Raw genomic sequence first — 16,234 nt, 5'->3', positions numbered from 1 at the left:
ACCAAGCGATAGCGCGGTAGCTTTAGTACGACTATACCTAGTAAAATATTTATCAAAAACAAGAAGGGATAGCTTAGCTAGTCATTATTCCTTCTTTTCATTTTCGTTATTACGGTCAATAAAACTGTCAATTGAGGGACATTATAGCCTGCGTTCCCGGAATTTATAACGAGGATTTTTGGTGAAAGCCTTTATTCACAGCGTTTATAATGATTTCCCTTCATAATACCATGTTATATATTAATAATATTATAACGAGGTAAAGTCCTTTATTTTCAAGGGTTTTGATGGTTCTCGTTATACAATCCGGGAATCTAGGTTATAGATTGTCAATCTTAGGTCTGTTTAAAGTATCAGTAACAATTTATTATTACAATACGGAAATCAAATATTGCACTTGAATAATCTTTTTCTAGCATACCAAGAATGGAAAGCAAATAACTTTGCATTTCATTTCTGTGTACCAACATTTATATTAATTAAATATGAAATCGCCAACATACCCGAAGGTATACCTTTTATAACAAAGACATTCAACGTAACACACAAATTTGCACAAAAAAGACTTATTCATTTTAGAAATCAACTACAAATATCGAGATTGCAACAACAACTTAATGTATAATTCAAATTTTGGATATTTTCCAAAAAAGGTTATAGGAAAATAGACTGGAAAGAAGTTAAGAGTTTAATCCCTAAATTTTAAATAAAAGAGGATAGCACATAACTAGTATGTGTATCCTTTTGTCCCACAATAGCACCCGTTAACGGAAAATCGTTGACTGATTCAGGGTTACCATTTGCTAGGTGTCACCCTCCGACTCCCTTCTCACAGAGTTCCTTGAGCTTCTGTAATCCCTTCGGATAGTCCTTGCGCATATGATTTTCATCGTCAGGTCTTACATCGAGGTCAACTCGAAGCTCCTTCCCCTCGGGGATCTGCAATAAGGTGAAGTTCTCATAAGATGGTGCCCATTTGCGCACTGTCTCACTAGTTGTATCTTCCACGCCGTTGTGTATTTCGCTGATATATCGGATAGAGACATACTCATGCAATCGATTCTCTGCAATAACTGCCGTCATTCCGTTTTCGCCTGGGGAAAGAAACTGAATCTTGTCGCCATGAGCCCATGAGCCTCTGTAGTATGTTCCGTCATGAAGCTCACTAGTCCACACTGAGAAAGTCTCCAGAGATAGCATTGTGTCCCACACAACCTCTCTAGGCGCCCTAATTATGATTGTGAATTGGAGTTTCTTATACTTATCCTATTTCTCCTTTCGTTGTAAAAATTAATGAAAGCTTTTATTATTATAGGGCCATATGCGCACCTTTTAGGTCAAAAAGCCACCAATTTTTAACGTTATACATGGTCATCAGGTGCGTGGTCCGCTACAAGATTCAAGTCGATATTGTGCTCAAGAAGTGCTTTTAGTCCGCAAAGCACCATAGTGTAACCTCCCATTTCGTCAATCGCTCGATTTACAATGTCATCTCCATCTCCTGTAAACCCTGAGCTCGTAATTGTAACAAAGGTTTCGTTATCTATTCGGGGGGTAAATATCCACTCGACCCTATTCTCGTCTGAAAATTCTATCACAATTCGCTTGTTTTGCTTGATTTCTTTTACATGAACATCATCAGAAACGCCGTACATCTCCCATTCCCACCTAATATACTTTCCCTCTTCTAATCTTCCGCTGCTTTTGGTGAACCAAAATTTTGTAGTTATTTTTGGTTCGATAAAAGCTTCGAATACTTCTTCAACCGGTCTGCGAATAAGCATTTCTGATTTAACAACCGGTATATGATTCAATGTTACCATCTTAATTCTCCTTTCATCGTTCAAGGTTCATTCCTCACTTTATTACCTCTCATATCAAAACAATGTCTCCGAACAACGGTGTCTCGTTATTGTTATAGAGACAAGTTTTTTAAAGTTTAACAAATATGACTGATAAGGATTTCTTATAGATTGCTCAAAAGTTCTGGGGAAAAGTACCTGTTCAAAAAAGAAGCTAATAAACTACCTATTACGTTCAAATACGTTCAAAAAATGAAGCTGACTATGCAATAATTAAGCGTAGGGTAGGTCCCTTCCTTCAAGAAAAGCTTTCAAGTTTTCTAGTGAGTGTTCAAACCCTTCCATATTTAAGGTAGCCTGAGTTCCGTTGGATTTTGAAATTAATTCAAACTCAAAGAGAATGTCATCTTCTCAGAATAAAATGAAAAGACTCTATTCGTCTTAACCTCTTTTATTGTAAAGCTCATTGGAATGCTTTCACCTTCTTTAAGGTTATTGTGAGCACTTGACATGAGGGTGAAATTTGCTTTTCTTCCAACTTCGAGTTTAGGAATCGACCACTTCGAACCTGGTGCATACCATTGCGAAAAATTTTCGTCATTCGTAATAGCATTCCAAACAGTTTCTGCATTTTTTTGAATAAATATTGAACTATTACTATGATCCATCTGTTCATACAACCTTTCAATTTGGAGTTAGTGTACCTAATAAACCACTCCAAAAAATAAAGGTTGGGGAAAATAAACCGTTTTCGGTTGCTAAATAATAAAAATAGTTTACCGCTGATATCAGCAAGTAAGTATAAAAACCGTAGAAAGCTCCCCCTTTCCAATTGGATGATTCTCTCTCATTCATCGACTTGAAAAGTCTCATAACATCACTTCCCTAACCTTGCAAAATGGCCCGTTTGTTAAACGCTATATATTCAATGGAATCCCCATCCAGATATAGTTTTATCAAATTGGTTTCACTCAACAAGCAGATTAATCCCGCTAACAACAATTAGGTGCCCCCTGCGTTAATATCCTCGTTTATCCCTTAATCCCTTATCCCTTAAAAAATGAGAGAAAAACGAAAACTCTTTTTCTCTTATTTTTTTCCTACTATGTTCCTTTATAATAAACTCCAGCCATTTTATCCCCCGAAAACCCGCATTTTTCCGTTTGGTAATAAAAATAAAGTCGTGCCGAAAATCAGCGTTTTTTGCCAATTTCCTATCACGTTTTAGCCCCTTTTCACGTCTTTTTTATGTTTTTTGTTCGCTTTTTTCCCCGTTTATAAAAAAGATTTGCTAAAGAAAAGTTGAGGAAAGGCTTGAGGGACAAGGGATTTGGGTAGCACGACTTGATTATAAAGAGCAGGTGTTTATTTTAGATCTACATATTTTAGGATCAATTACGCCACGCACTCTACATGGCTCGAGAGGACAGAATGAATGTCATTTATGTATGTCCGTTCTCGGAAACATATCCACTGCGTTTTTGGCACTATTGGTAGGCGGGAACATATCCACTATATCCGTAGCAAAACACATTATGCTCATAAATTCACCGACAAATTGGAATTTGTCGGCTTCGTGTTATGCTCACGATATACAAATTTCGTATTACTCGCATATACGCTATAAACCCCCGTACTTCTTCATAAATAGTTCAGGTGATATAAGCGCATCAGCATTTTCATTAATTTCCTCTATACTCCAGTCCCACCATTTGACACGAAGCAGGGTTTCAATCATCTCCTTTGAGAAGCGGTAACGCTTGATTCTCGCAGGGACACCAACGACGACAGCAAAAGGAGGAACATTTTCCAGAACCACTGCGCCCGAGCCGATTATGGCACCGTCACCGATGCTTGTCACAGTGGAAGCATTGATGAATGCATGTGCGCCGATATAAACATCGCTACCTATGGTCATAGGTTCTTTGCTGTAAGCATAAGGGTGTTTCGGGTCCTTTCGCAGCTTTTCATGGAATATAGCCATACTCTCTTCATTGAAGAAGTTTTGAATATCGTCGCTTACAAAGGTCATGTTTAACTGATGGTTCACATGGATCTCTGCCGTGCCGTTAATCGATGTAAATTGGCCGATGCTCTTGATATACCCGTTTTTGCAAGCTCCTACGACACCGTCTCCAAAATACGTTTGCCTGCCAACGGGGACATTGAAGCACATTCGTTCAAACGGAAGTTCGCCTCCCTCATCGTCAAACGTCAGATAGTCATTAGCGTATTGAAACGACTTGCTCTGTTCATCGGATAAAAAGTCGGATAAGTCGTCATCGTTTACAGCAACAACATAATGATATTGAGGGTCAACGCGATCGTCAACACGAAATTTAAAAGGTTTTAAAGCACGAAGCAAACGGCGTGTCGGAACACCCCATACAACTACCTCGCGTCCGTTGAGATAGCGTTCTAAAACTTGTTCAAGTCTGGTTTTCATAAGTATCTACCTCCCAAAATATGTAATCCCCAGTTCAAAACTACCCGACAAATTACTATTTATCAGTTATTAAACAGGTAACTTTCATTTCACGTTTTAATACATCTACACATATGGATCTAAAAGGAGTTTCTTTGTCCCTTTTTTATTTTCCTCATCAATTATTAATACACAAGTCAATTTATCTATCAACTTTTTGAGCGTTCCCCTGTCTTTTTCAAATCCACCATTTGCCATCTCACGCTGTTTACCGGATATCGGGCAATGGCAATAAACATTTCCTTTGAAATTGTGAACAATGTTTTAGTAATCCCCAATTAAACGTGTTTCTTCCCCATCTTTCCACATATTTCGTATATCAATGACTGGTTTTATTCCATGGTCATCCCATAGATTCATCATCAATCTGTCAAACGTTGCTTCACAACTTCTTCTAGAACATCTTCCTATTGTTGTTGTGAAAAATTGGAATGGTATGAATAATGATGCGTATGAATAAAATCATCCCACGATTGGATAACTTCATTTTCATCACGCAAATCAACTATTTCTATTTCTTCAAGATTTCTATCTTTCACCGCACCCCACGCTTTTTTCAACATCGTAATAGCTTCAACATCACTCTTGGGTGCGCTATATCCAAAAATAGTAACCATATATGCTACCTCTAACGCATTATTCAATGATTTCCATGACTTTGATATAGCTGTATCACTAGAATAATCTTTATTCTTTATTGGAAATAAAAGTTTTGTGGGTCAGATACTAAAAAACCGCAGTCAAGACGGAAAATCATCTCATTCTTCAGTCTTTTCACCAGATCTTTGGTGAATGGGATTCGTTCAGAGATCCTGGCAACCAAAGAATCGACCATGGCTGCATAGTTGAGCTCAACAGGCCTGCCAACACGTGTTTTTTTCGATAACTGGTGAAGCACTGGTCCGATATCAATAGCTGAAAAAAGAGCATCAAATCGTTGGGTAGGTTCTAAATCATATAAATCTTGCAGGTCAAACAGGCTTTCTTGTCGTATAATAGGCATAGGTAGTCTTCCTCCAGTCTTTGAGTTTTGTGTCATTACTTACTCATTTCGACATTTTGGGGAGATACTCCTTTTTTTACGTCTCAAAAGCCATGGGGCTCTAAGGGTTAAAATTACGAAATTGATTCATATTACAATTTAATCCATTATCCACACATTCCGCTCAGCATCGACCTGAAGCACCTTCCAGATTGCTTGTATCACTCCTTCAACGTTAAACTGAACAGTTTGTGTGCTTTGTTTCAACCACTCGGGATTTGTTTGTCTATACAAGAGAAACCTTTTGCCATTCACAACTGATCACAAGTTGGCCATCCTCTATATGAGAAGTGATCTTCCCTTCCATTTTCTCCATCAAACTTTTGACAATGGACAACCCCAATCCAGCATGGTGATTTGTCCGTGCTTGGTCTGCCATATAAAATCGATCAAACAAAAAATTTATATCATGTTTCGTCAAGGAAGGGGCGTCATTCTTAATCATGAAAATAACCGTTGAATTCTTCTCTCTCAGCTCCACGGTGATGCTCTCTTTGGTGTGTCTCATAGCATTGGAGATTAAATTCTCCAAGATTCTGGTCATTGCCAGTTCATCTGTAACAATCCATACATCCTGATCAGGTATGTGAACGGATGGTTCGATTTGCTTTTCATGTAAACGATCATAAAAACCGAAAAGTGTCTCAACCAGTAGGCTCTTCAGGTTGAGACGCTCCGGGTTCATTTTGTAATCTGCAGATTCTATGACGGATAGTTCAAAAAAACTGTGGAGTAGCGATTCCAATGTTTTTGCACGTTTTAAAGCAATGGATAGGTGTTCTCGTTTTTCCTTCAGATTCTCTTCTTCCGCTTGAGCCATCTGTAGATAACCGATGATGCTCGTCAAAGGGGTGCGTAAGTCGTGAGACATAGAAGAAATGGAGCTCTTTAATTCATTTTCAGTGCGAATTTTGCTTGCCTTGACCGTTTGGATTGTATCCATCAGTTTATTCATTTCTTCCGACAACATTTCCAGTTCTGGATTGAACAAGGCAATATCCAATTTCTTTTTCGATTCATGATTGTTATAAGCTCTCAATTGAGCAGTTATCGACTTTATTTGTGTTTTCAATGAGCGTAGATATACTAAAAAAATTAAAACTATGGTTATTAAGATTATGATCGTTATCCAGCTATACATCTACGCTCATTCCTTTACTTCAATTCTTTTTGTTGGAACATGATGATACCCAAAGTCGATGAAACAAATATCGTCATCATACCACCCAGCATACCTTTTGTGACCTCCCAGATCGACTGTTGATATTCTACCACGGCTATTAACTGGTAAAACACTGTCGCTTGAAATACATCTCCCATAAACGAGATGTGTCGAGCTGAAAAATCGAGAAGAAACCATATACCGAACACAGCTATAAGGGATAACGTAATTGTTTTTCCGCTTTCCTCAACCAGGAAGGCAAGTAATACGAGAATGGAAGCATAGCTTGCTACTTGTAAGATATATAACCCAAACGTTTTGATCAGTTCCAACACACTTTCAATCCCTGCCCCAAATCCAAACAGAAGTGAAGATAAGACTGTTGTGAGCAGTGTGAAAAGGGTTAAAGCAATAATGATTCCAAAAGTAAAGACGATCCATTTAGCGATATAGATACAATAACGTTCATTTCCACTCACAATCGCATTTTTGAAAGCTCCAGAACGATAGTCATTGGAGATGAAAAATCCAGCAAACACGCTCATTACCAACAACAGGAGCAAAGGATGATTAAGTAATGTCACGGAAAAAGCTTTCACCCCGGTAATGTCAAAATGGGAGCTGGGAGTGGCTTCTAAGATGGTAAAACCGTTGGAAAGCTCTATATACAGTATGTTCTTAAAAGCCAGATAAAATAACGTTACGCAACTGATGGAACTCAACAAAGATAATCCAATAAGGATTTGATACGTTCTGTTTTGTCTCAGTTTAACATACTCTGACTTTATCAAATTATACACGGGGCTCACCCCCGATTAGCCGTGTATAGTACGTTTCCAAATCATCCCCTGTTGGTGTGAATTCCTCAATTACCAGCCCAGCCTTCACTAAAGCAGTGGAAACCATATGAGGTTCTTCCGTATATTGATACAATTTCAATGTCCCATCACTAAGGACTTCAAAATTATTGGATTTGAGTTTGGTTTCTAAAACAATGGAGGCACGTTTCGGGTCATCGACCTTAATTCTTAAATGTTTTTGGCACTTTTCGTTTAACTCCTGTATACTCAATTCTTCAATCATTCGCCCTTGATGAATGATACCGAAACGAGTTGCCAGCATATGAAGTTCGCTTAAAATATGACTGGAGATCAATATGGTCAGTCGATGCTCACGGTTCAATTTCAGTAACAAGTTTCGAATTTCTCGAATTCCTGTCGGGTCTAACCCATTGGTTGGTTCATCCAGAATAAGAAATTCAGGATCACCAAGCAACGTTCCTGCGATAGCTAATCGTTGCCTCATCCCCAATGAAAAATTCTTTACTTTTTTATTCCCGGTGTGTGCCAAGCCCACCAGCTTCAAATTTTTTTCGATACACGCTTTTCCTGGAATCCCTTTTTGTAACCGCAACACTTCCAGGTTGTCAGCTGCGGTCATATGGCCGTAGAGAGCAGGAGTTTCAATGATAGCTCCAATCCGTTTTCGAGCTTTTACTTTTTGACTTTCTTCAGCAGCACCAAATAACGCAAAGCTTCCATTGGTCGGGTAACTCAACCCCGTAACGATCCGTATGAGGGTTGTTTTTCCTGCCCCATTTTGTCCAATAAAGCCATAAATTTCACCTTGTTGAATGGTGAAGCTAACGCCATCGAGTGCTTGATGTTCTTTGTATGTTTTTGAGATGTGATTCATCTGCAAAACAGGTGTAAGCATACACATTCGCCTCCTTCATTTATCTTTCCATTCGAATATTAACGGCGAATAGTGAAATAATTCTTAAGCAAAACCTTAAGAAAACCTTAATTTTTGAGGCGATATCCCATCCCCCAGACAGTCTCAATATATGTTTCGTCAGGATTAACCTGAGCGAGTTTGGATCTCAGATGGCTCATATGCACATTAACAATATTTTCATCCCCATAATAAGGCTCTTTCCAAACACTCTCATAGAGGTTAGGTTTTGAGTAAATCTTCCGAGGATTGGAAACAAAAAGAACCAGTATGGTAAATTCTTTGGCTGTTAATTTCAACAATGTTCCATTCGCCCATGCCATTTTAGCTTCCAGATCAATGACGATATCTTTAAATATCAACTCCTTTTTCAGCAGAGTCACTTGATTTCGTTTGTTTCTTCTGAGTTGTGCATGGATTCGGGCTGATACCTCTTCAACATCAAACGGTTTGGTGATGTAATCGTCTGCACCTGTCCGCAAGCAATCGATTTTGGATTGTTGCTCGCCCCTAGCTGAAATAATAATAACCGGGACAGCACTTTTTTGAGAGAGCTCGTTAAGTACGTCTTCTCCTGACATGCCTGGGAGCATTAAGTCCAAGAGCACCAAATCCCATTCTTGCTTTTCTATATAAATCATAGCTTCTGTACCGGAATAGACCTGCTGTGCCGAGCCATGATGTTTGCGAATGATTTTACAAAGCAATTGATTGATATCCTGATTATCTTCAACAACTAAAATATTAGCTTGCTGGGTCATGCTCTCACCTACACTATAACTTCATTAAAACTATCTTAAATGAATTTTATTGAAAAATCCAAATTAAATAGTGTGTGACCTTTACAAGTTTCAAGCATACCAGCTATTTGTTTGCCCTATTACCACTAAATAATCCGATTTATATACTGATTGTTATTTTCCTATTAAAAAGGTGTTCCACTATATATCCCGAAGACCGCTTTTTTACAAACACATTTTTAAAAAAAATAATCCTTACCAAAATTCAATAAAAAAACAAAATTCCCTACCAAAATTTTTTCTTGGTAGGGTTTTTGGTAGGGAACCATATTAAATTCAATGCATTTTCTTCATTTTTGGGTAGGATAAATGCCTTTAAATAGGCGTTCTCTCTTCAAATCAAGTTAGCCTTTTATTCCTTAGGTATAGTGAATACCATATGTCGATAAGGGACATTAAAAATCATTTCCTGCTGTTTATCCGACCAATCATCCGTATACTTCTTACCGCATTTATGGCAGAAACGACTTTTACAGGTGAAGCAAACGAAAACAGGATCAGGATTTCCTTCGCATTCCAAACATTCATACGAGAATAGCCTAAGTCTCTAGTACCACATCTCATGGCTTTTTCTACGGTTTCTTTCATATCTTTTCGATATGACTTCGGGAATCTGTAATCATTCATTTTCGAGAATCCATCAAAATGATCTTTTAAAATATGTTTGATTATCCCGCTTTTTTGTCTACTCATGCCCATACTCCTCAGTTGTATACGAACATTCTAACGAACAGTTATCCACAAGTCTAGAAATTTATAATTTCCTAAACAGCTGCCACTACTTCTGGGGTCGAGGTGAGATCGGAACAACTTTCTGGAGGCTCCAAGACCTCGAAGGCAAGCATTATCCGCCTCGTCCTGTAAATGCGAATTGTACGTTAATGTAATTAAAAAGATTGTACTTATGCCAGATTGTATCCCTGCAGTAATTGAAGCGAGGTGAACTACTTCAGACTCGAGAAGTGGTGGTTAGCTTTCATAGAGCTTCCTGTCAGTCGCTCTTCTTTTATCCATAATTTGGAATTCGATTAGAATAGGTGTGTTTGCCATACCTTAAAATCAAAAAAATTATTTGACATAGTACGCTTACCATGCTTATACAAATTAGGAATGGTACCACATTTTGGATAGTGTGAGGGAGGTGTAAGAGTAGTCTCTACTAAGAATCGATAATTATCCTCACTCTCCATCATATCAAGAATAATAAAGTTCGGAAGATTGAGCATATTGTTAACATATATTTTTTCCTTTCTTGATAGTTCATTGATCTAATGAGATTTAATCCGCTTTACTTTATTGGTAAAAAGAAATGAAAAAGAGGTTATCGCCAAAAGTAAAATTTTGGGACAGCCTCCAGTTATCAGTCTCAAAACATGGTTTAATAGCATGTTTAGTTGATTGTAAGGACAACTTTTCCGCAACCATGCCCATTTTCGATTTCTTGGTGTGCCTTCGCAACCTCGTCAAGAGGGAATATATTTCTAACATGTATGTTTATCTTCCCTTGAATGTAAAGATTAACAAGTTCGGAAAGCCGATCAGTTGAACGTTGGCTACGTATAGGGCGAACACCAAGCTCCTCTACTCGGTCGAAAGCAACAATTGTACCAATTCGATTCTTGTTTTCAACGAGCTTCACTGAGGCTTCCAATGCTTCGCCTCCCGCAGCATCGAAGGCAACGTTCACTCCTTCTGGCATGAGAGAACTTACTCTGTCTACAAGTCCATCTCCATAGGTGACAGGGATTGCGCCAATTGATCGAAGATAGTCGTGATTGCGTTCGCTGGCGGTACCGATGACAGTTGCTCCCCATGCTTTGGCTAGCTGAACAGCGAAGGTACCAACTCCACCAGCTGCAGCATGAATCAATACGGTGTCTCCCTTACCGACTCCGAGTTCCTGTAAGGCGGTGTGAGCAGTTTGACCAGAGGCTGTGACTACTCCAGCTTCCTCCCAAGGCATCTCCAATGGTTTTCGTACAATCTGATCGACATTGACCACTACATATTCGGCATAACAGGCCATTAACGCCCAGCCTAAAACTTCATCGCCAACTGAAAAATCTGTGACACCATTCCCGAGCTGGTCAATAGTTCCGGCGAACTCGTTGCCTAGTATCTGCGGGAAACTCACCGTTAATCCCGGTGGAGTCCAACCACTACTACGAACCGCACAGTCAAATGGTTGGATTCCAGCGGATTTGATTCGGACTCGAACCTGGCCGGTACCTGCTTGTGGGTCATCAAATTCCATTACACGCAACACATCCGGAGGGCCATAACTAGAAAATGCTGCTGCTCTCATGTAACACCTCTCCTTCCATTTAAAATCTCTTTTTCTTGTTTGGGCGGGCTGAATAGTTGGATCATGTGACCTTTACCCATAGAAAATCATCCTTTCTTACTAAATTTCATTCAGTCAACGATTGAAGATCCCATTCTTCTGTTAATAATGCGGTTCTTGAAATCGTAGGTTCAAGGTAACAAGTTCCGCTATAGAATGCTTATTGGATTCGTCTCATTCAACTGAAAACCTCGATAGTAAATCCACCTGGAGCTTTAACATAGAATGTCCAGCGATGAGCCCTTTTTGGCGGTTTTACATCAACTCCATCATTCCTCAAGTGTCTGTTGATCTCATTTACCTGATCTTCGCTCTCCTGCTCAAAACCTATATGAAACGACTTAGGATAACTGACCTGTTTACCTTTCATCAAAGCGAGCAATAAACCCTTGTCATCTAACAGTACAGCGAATGAATCGCTATAAGTACTTTTGGTTTGCAAGCCAAAATATTTTTCTAGAAACTCCCGAGCAGCGTTAACGTCAGTGACCGTAAGGTTAATGTGATTTAGTTTCATAGTTTACACTTCCTTCTTAAATTATAAGTTTGATTGACTCATGGCTGAAGCTTTGCAAAAGCGTGACCACCGTAAGGTTTGCTCATTTATTTCGTAGAACACTTAACGCACTACTCCAGGCGATAACCTGATCAAGCATTTGATTAGAATTATCCTCATGGTAACTAGCAGGTTTAAATTCGGTCATGTTTTCAAAATCGGTCATGAGAGAAAAAGTAACTGCTGTACGTACGTCTGCAATTTGTAATTCTCCTAAAATAAGACGTAGGTTTTCTATTGCACGCGCACCGCCCAAGCTACCATAAGCTACAAATCCGGCTGCCTTGTTGTTCACTTCTGGATTCAAATAATCAAGTGCATTTTTTAATACTCCTGATGTTGCATGATTATATTCAGGTGTTACGAAAATATAGCCATCAAAAGAAGCCATCTTTTCAGACCATGCCTTAACATTTGACTCTGTGACTTTTTGCATTCCTTCAGGTATTGCAGAACCCAGAAATGGTAGATTGAATTCTAATAGATCTACTAATTCATACGTTGCTTCATCGTTACGATTTTTCGCAAAATTGTTAATCCAATTAGCAACAGCTTCTCCATTACGACCTTTACGTGTACTTCCAAGGATAATTCCTATTCTTAACATTATGATTCCCCCTCGTATTTGTATTGTTAATTGTTAAAGATACTTTTTAGTTAATTTAAGGAGAGTTTTTCCTAGTTTTCAATTGACCACTTTTCCTCTCTGCTCTGGCAAACTGAAAATTATAAAGCAATAAAATGATCACATGCAAACAAGCCATGACAAGATAAATATTGCTGTACACGACAGCTTCAGGATGTAAATTTCCCGGATTCCAATGGGATTGAGATCCCATATCTACTACCTTGCTGAAGATACTTGCAGAAATGGCTCCAGCTATAAAATTCAGCATCGATAACATCCCCATGCCCACCCCAGTCTGCTCCTTTGGTAGCGTTTGGGAAATTGTATTCGACATGGCGATGAACATGAATGTTTGCCCTACATTACCGAAAATCAAAAAGACAGCTATGATAATCGAAGAGACTCCCGCAAAAGAAGATAATAATATAAAGCTCGTTACCAGCAGTGTGGATGCAACATAGAAAAGATTAGAATTACCTTTGGTATCAGCCATTTTGCCGCCTTTTCTTCCCAGAATCGCTGCTGTGATAGAAGCCGGTACCATCGTGAAGCCAATTACTTCGGGATCAAGATTATTCACATCTGACAACAGCAGAGGACTCAGAAAAGGGATCGAGAATCCAATCCCACTGACCAGAAACACAATCATTAGTCCAAGTGAATATTGCTTATTTCGGAATAGTTTGACATAAACAAACGGTTCCACTGTATAACGAATGCGTATGATAAACAAAATGAGTAGGATCAAACAGATAACGGCATATATCCAAGCACCATTTGTAACAGCTAGAAGTAATAGTGCTACCGTTCCAGCTAAAAGTCCTCCGCCAATCCAATCTATTTTCCCCACTTTTCCTTGTTTATCATCCAAATATTTACGATAAAAAGGTAATGTGAGGAAAACGAAGAGTGGCAGGCAAAACAACCACCGCCAATGAACAACGCTGACGATGAGGGAAGCAACGATTGGACCTAAAGCACTACCAAGAGCCAAACCAGCTGCTGATATCCCTAAAACGCGTCCCCGGCTCTCTGGAGGAAAATAGCGAACTGGAATGATCATTGCCGTTGCTGGAATTACCGCAGCGCCCATTGCCTGTAGTATCCTTCCAAGTAAAAACATCCAATATGCTTGGGATGCAAGACCGATCATTGAACCGAGAGCAAAGATAATCAGTCCGACCGTCAATAAATTTTTGAGTTTATAGGTATCTGCTAACCTCCCGTAAGTGACTGATCCGATTGCATAAATCAACATATAGGCTGTTGAAACCCAGCTTACCTGTGCGAAGGAAAGATGAAAGTCCTTACTGATTTCAGGTAGGACGATGTTAAACATCGTTGCACTCATCACTGATATGACAAGAGTGAAAACGAGAATACGCATCAATTTCTCTCCTGTGTGTTGCTGAAATTCATGTCCGATTGCTTATCCCTCCTTCTAAATGATTAAACTCAATTGAGTCTTCACTTTCTTTACTTATAATTTTTCATGCTCTTTTTAGGCGGCATGTTTGTTGTCAACTTTCAATATTTATTCTAATATGGATAGTATATGAATTAAAATATATATTTAATTATCAATATATAACCTTAAGTATATGAAAAGAGGTGACGAACATGGAACTGTTGCAACTACATTACTTTCGAACAGTTGCCAGATTGGAACATATGAGCAAAGCGGCACAAGAGATTCGCATCGCACAACCTGCTCTCAGTAAAACCATTTCTCGGTTGGAGGAGGACTTGGGGGTACCCTTATTTGATCGAAAGGGAAGGAACATCCAACTCAATTCGTATGGAAAGGTATTTCTGAAGAAAGTGGAAACTGCGCTTTCAGTACTTGAAGAGGGTCGAAAAGAAGTCGAGGATCTCGTAGGGATGGAGCGAGGGCGTGTTTTTTTATCAACAACAACTCATAAATGTTTTTCTGACCTTATAGGTTCTTTCATATCTATGCATCCTGATGTCAAACTTCAAATCAGCCAAGCAACAACACAAGAAAAAGTGAAACAATTAAGAGATGGTGACATTGATTTTTGCATTACTTTTCCACCACTAGAACTGGAGGGAATAGGAGGAATATCTTTTCTCACTGAAGAAATATTATTAGCTGTTCCTCTCACACATCGATTTGCTAATCATAAACGTATCGACTTGAGTGAGTTGGCTGATGATTCTTTTATAAGTATAAAAGAGGGCAATCCTTTTAGAGGAATGACGGATGATTTTTGTAAAAAGGCAGGTTTTACTCCTAATATTGTTTGTGAGGTTGATGAACTTTCTGCAATAAGTCATTTCCTTCGTACCGGCATTGGTGTTGCACTTTTGCCAGAAACCTTAATAGAAGATAAAAAGACACCATTCCACCTGGTTCATATTGATAAACCTATTTGTCAGCGTACCTACCAAATCGCATGGCTTGAAAAACGCTATCTGTCCATAGCGGCACGTAAATTTCTAGATTTTGTGGACCATTATTTTAACGAATTTCGAAAACAAAACATTCAACTTTCACCTCAGGCGAATCTTATGAACCAAAAGTCATAAACGAAAGGAACCTGGTGATGACGTAGTGCCAGGTTCCTATATTAACTCAAAGAGAAAATATTGTAAGATTTTCTACACAATTATCCGATTTATGTTTTTACTAACATGAATTGGCTATAACAGCATTTCCACACGATAATCCGGATACCGAAAAAATAATCCCTACCAAAAAATTAAGTTGGTAGGGTTTTTGGTAGGGAACCATATTAATTTTAATCATTTTTTACATTTCAGGCTAGGTTAAACACCGTCAAATAGGCGTTCTCTCTTCAAATCAAGTTAGCCTTTTATTCCCACTCAGTACTTCGCCAATACAATATGGTGTAATATCGTTGATATGATAGGATTTTAGAAAGTATCAAAAACTATAAAAACATGAAATTTGATATAAAGTGTGCCACGACTGTGCCACTGATTTTAATAAATCGGAAAGCTGGAATGAGACATCGTTTCGGCTTTTTATTTTATCTTGTTTACTATAACAATTATTATGAGTTTCATTTTTATAAATAAACTTTTATAGATACCAAATTTCACAGTACTAGAATCACTTTTCCAGTACCTCCATTAAAGACTTTTCATATTTCTCGGATACTTTTTTCAAATTGACTTTTTCTCTATTTTCATCTCTATAATTTTTATGCATCTTTAGACTATCTATAATCTGCATACCAAATTCAAGTTGTGTTATACTGTTTTCGCGTATAGGATAGCATCTTTTATTTACTATTGCTAATCTTTTTATTGGGTTTAGATTTAATATATTATTAATCCCAAAATCATGAGAACAAAAAAAATGCAAAAAAACATCTTTTGACTCAGAGTTTCTGGACGCAACTTGAGTTTCCAAATTTCTTAAATGCAGTAAATCCCAAGCCATAGCATTAATTTTAGAAATTACATTGCTTGAAGTTTCTTTAATACCGCCAAAAAAAGAACTGATTCGTTCATCCTTGTCAAAAAATAGGTATGCTATATATAACTCTAAAGTGGACCCCATTGTCAAGACACGGATTTTTAATTTTTAAGGTGGGGTAGAACGTGGATCTTCTACTATGTTACAGCCAGAAGGATTTGCATGGCTTACGAGGTTGGATTACCCACCATTAATTTTTGTTTGTGAGCCATCCT

16 protein-coding genes and 2 pseudogenes are annotated in these 16,234 nt (G+C 38.4%); 1 reads left to right on the top strand and 17 read right to left on the bottom strand.

Going from position 1 to position 16,234, the window contains the following annotated elements:
- Positions 1-810 precede the first annotated feature (810 nt).
- From MUB24_RS21805 to MUB24_RS21730, 16 genes and pseudogenes are all read right to left on the bottom strand, one after another.
- Entirely contained in the window at positions 811-1,083 is a 273-nt protein-coding gene (locus MUB24_RS21805; RefSeq protein ID WP_244707631.1) for a hypothetical protein, read from the bottom strand.
- 278 nt (positions 1,084-1,361) lie between these two features.
- Entirely contained in the window at positions 1,362-1,823 is a 462-nt protein-coding gene (locus MUB24_RS21800) for an SRPBCC family protein (RefSeq protein WP_244707630.1), read from the bottom strand.
- A 359-nt stretch (positions 1,824-2,182) separates the two neighbouring features.
- On the bottom strand, positions 2,183-2,470 hold the full coding sequence (locus MUB24_RS21795) for an SRPBCC domain-containing protein (protein WP_244707629.1): 288 nt from the start codon (positions 2,468-2,470) through the stop codon (positions 2,183-2,185).
- A gap of 16 nt (positions 2,471-2,486) precedes the next feature.
- Positions 2,487-2,675, bottom strand: a complete 189-nt coding sequence (locus MUB24_RS21790; RefSeq protein ID WP_244707628.1) for a hypothetical protein — start codon at positions 2,673-2,675, stop codon at positions 2,487-2,489.
- Positions 2,676-3,423: 748 nt separating this feature from the next.
- Positions 3,424-4,248, bottom strand: a complete 825-nt coding sequence (gene apmA / locus MUB24_RS21785; protein ID WP_015059965.1) for an aminocyclitol acetyltransferase ApmA — start codon at positions 4,246-4,248, stop codon at positions 3,424-3,426.
- A gap of 446 nt (positions 4,249-4,694) precedes the next feature.
- Complete coding sequence (locus MUB24_RS21780; protein WP_049949270.1) at positions 4,695-4,904, bottom strand: hypothetical protein; 210 nt, start codon at positions 4,902-4,904, stop codon at positions 4,695-4,697.
- A 101-nt stretch (positions 4,905-5,005) separates the two neighbouring features.
- Positions 5,006-5,290 (bottom strand): annotated as a pseudogene (locus MUB24_RS21775) (transposase); the annotation flags it as partial.
- Between the two features lie 265 nt (positions 5,291-5,555).
- A complete protein-coding gene (locus tag MUB24_RS21770) occupies positions 5,556-6,401 on the bottom strand; it encodes a sensor histidine kinase (protein WP_244707627.1) in 846 nt (281 codons plus the stop codon).
- A gap of 83 nt (positions 6,402-6,484) precedes the next feature.
- Positions 6,485-7,291 carry an ABC transporter permease gene (locus MUB24_RS21765; RefSeq protein ID WP_244707626.1) on the bottom strand — a complete coding sequence of 269 codons (807 nt, stop codon included), beginning with the start codon at positions 7,289-7,291 and terminating at the stop codon, positions 6,485-6,487.
- Positions 7,284-8,207, bottom strand: coding sequence for an ATP-binding cassette domain-containing protein (locus tag MUB24_RS21760; protein WP_244707625.1), 924 nt, complete (start codon positions 8,205-8,207; stop codon positions 7,284-7,286). The genes MUB24_RS21765 and MUB24_RS21760 overlap by 8 nt, the downstream gene beginning before the upstream one ends.
- Before the next feature lie 86 nt (positions 8,208-8,293).
- Positions 8,294-8,986 carry a response regulator transcription factor gene (locus tag MUB24_RS21755; RefSeq protein ID WP_244707624.1) on the bottom strand — a complete coding sequence of 231 codons (693 nt, stop codon included), beginning with the start codon at positions 8,984-8,986 and terminating at the stop codon, positions 8,294-8,296.
- A 394-nt stretch (positions 8,987-9,380) separates the two neighbouring features.
- Positions 9,381-9,718 (bottom strand): annotated as a pseudogene (locus tag MUB24_RS23855) (transposase zinc-binding domain-containing protein); the annotation flags it as partial.
- A 697-nt stretch (positions 9,719-10,415) separates the two neighbouring features.
- Entirely contained in the window at positions 10,416-11,330 is a 915-nt protein-coding gene (locus MUB24_RS21745; protein ID WP_244707622.1) for an NADP-dependent oxidoreductase, read from the bottom strand.
- Positions 11,331-11,547: 217 nt separating this feature from the next.
- Complete coding sequence (locus MUB24_RS21740) at positions 11,548-11,886, bottom strand: VOC family protein (protein WP_244707621.1); 339 nt, start codon at positions 11,884-11,886, stop codon at positions 11,548-11,550.
- Between the two features lie 82 nt (positions 11,887-11,968).
- On the bottom strand, positions 11,969-12,532 hold the full coding sequence (locus MUB24_RS21735; RefSeq protein WP_244707620.1) for an NADPH-dependent FMN reductase: 564 nt from the start codon (positions 12,530-12,532) through the stop codon (positions 11,969-11,971).
- Between the two features lie 55 nt (positions 12,533-12,587).
- Positions 12,588-13,940: an MFS transporter gene (locus MUB24_RS21730; RefSeq protein WP_244707619.1), complete on the bottom strand. Its 1,353-nt coding sequence runs from the start codon at positions 13,938-13,940 to the stop codon at positions 12,588-12,590.
- 233 nt (positions 13,941-14,173) lie between these two features.
- Here MUB24_RS21730 and MUB24_RS21725 point away from each other — a divergent pair, with 233 nt between their 5' ends.
- The gene (locus tag MUB24_RS21725; protein ID WP_244707618.1) at positions 14,174-15,103 is read left to right on the top strand and encodes a LysR family transcriptional regulator; all 930 of its coding nucleotides are present in this window, start codon (positions 14,174-14,176) and stop codon (positions 15,101-15,103) included.
- 547 nt (positions 15,104-15,650) lie between these two features.
- On the opposite strand, the gene MUB24_RS21720 is transcribed toward MUB24_RS21725, so the two are convergent.
- Positions 15,651-16,103 (bottom strand): hypothetical protein, encoded by a 453-nt coding sequence (locus MUB24_RS21720; protein WP_244707617.1) that lies wholly within the window; start codon positions 16,101-16,103, stop codon positions 15,651-15,653.
- Positions 16,104-16,234 lie beyond the last annotated feature (131 nt).

The organism is Lederbergia sp. NSJ-179 (assembly GCF_022867885.1).
Classification (GTDB): domain Bacteria; phylum Bacillota; class Bacilli; order Bacillales; family Bacillaceae_C; genus Lederbergia.
This window is presented reverse-complemented; position numbering and strand designations above follow the sequence as displayed.

Bases quoted from the DNA above. Each gene is read 5' to 3' on its own strand.
- MUB24_RS21735 (WP_244707620.1), bottom strand. From the start codon at position 12,532: ATGTTAAGAATAGGAATTATCCTTGGAAGTACACGTAAAGGTCGTAAT.
- MUB24_RS21725 (WP_244707618.1), top strand. From the start codon at position 14,174: ATGGAACTGTTGCAACTACATTACTTTCGAACAGTTGCCAGATTGGAA.
- MUB24_RS21755 (WP_244707624.1), bottom strand. From the start codon at position 8,986: ATGACCCAGCAAGCTAATATTTTAGTTGTTGAAGATAATCAGGATATC.
- MUB24_RS21745 (WP_244707622.1), bottom strand. From the start codon at position 11,330: ATGAGAGCAGCAGCATTTTCTAGTTATGGCCCTCCGGATGTGTTGCGT.
- MUB24_RS21760 (WP_244707625.1), bottom strand. From the start codon at position 8,207: ATGCTTACACCTGTTTTGCAGATGAATCACATCTCAAAAACATACAAA.
- MUB24_RS21720 (WP_244707617.1), bottom strand. From the start codon at position 16,103: ATGGGGTCCACTTTAGAGTTATATATAGCATACCTATTTTTTGACAAG.
- MUB24_RS21800 (WP_244707630.1), bottom strand. From the start codon at position 1,823: ATGGTAACATTGAATCATATACCGGTTGTTAAATCAGAAATGCTTATT.
- MUB24_RS21790 (WP_244707628.1), bottom strand. From the start codon at position 2,675: ATGAGACTTTTCAAGTCGATGAATGAGAGAGAATCATCCAATTGGAAA.
- apmA (WP_015059965.1), bottom strand. From the start codon at position 4,248: ATGAAAACCAGACTTGAACAAGTTTTAGAACGCTATCTCAACGGACGC.
- MUB24_RS21795 (WP_244707629.1), bottom strand. From the start codon at position 2,470: ATGGATCATAGTAATAGTTCAATATTTATTCAAAAAAATGCAGAAACT.
- MUB24_RS21805 (WP_244707631.1), bottom strand. From the start codon at position 1,083: ATGACGGCAGTTATTGCAGAGAATCGATTGCATGAGTATGTCTCTATC.
- MUB24_RS21730 (WP_244707619.1), bottom strand. From the start codon at position 13,940: ATGCGTATTCTCGTTTTCACTCTTGTCATATCAGTGATGAGTGCAACG.
- MUB24_RS21780 (WP_049949270.1), bottom strand. From the start codon at position 4,904: ATGGTTACTATTTTTGGATATAGCGCACCCAAGAGTGATGTTGAAGCT.
- MUB24_RS21740 (WP_244707621.1), bottom strand. From the start codon at position 11,886: ATGAAACTAAATCACATTAACCTTACGGTCACTGACGTTAACGCTGCT.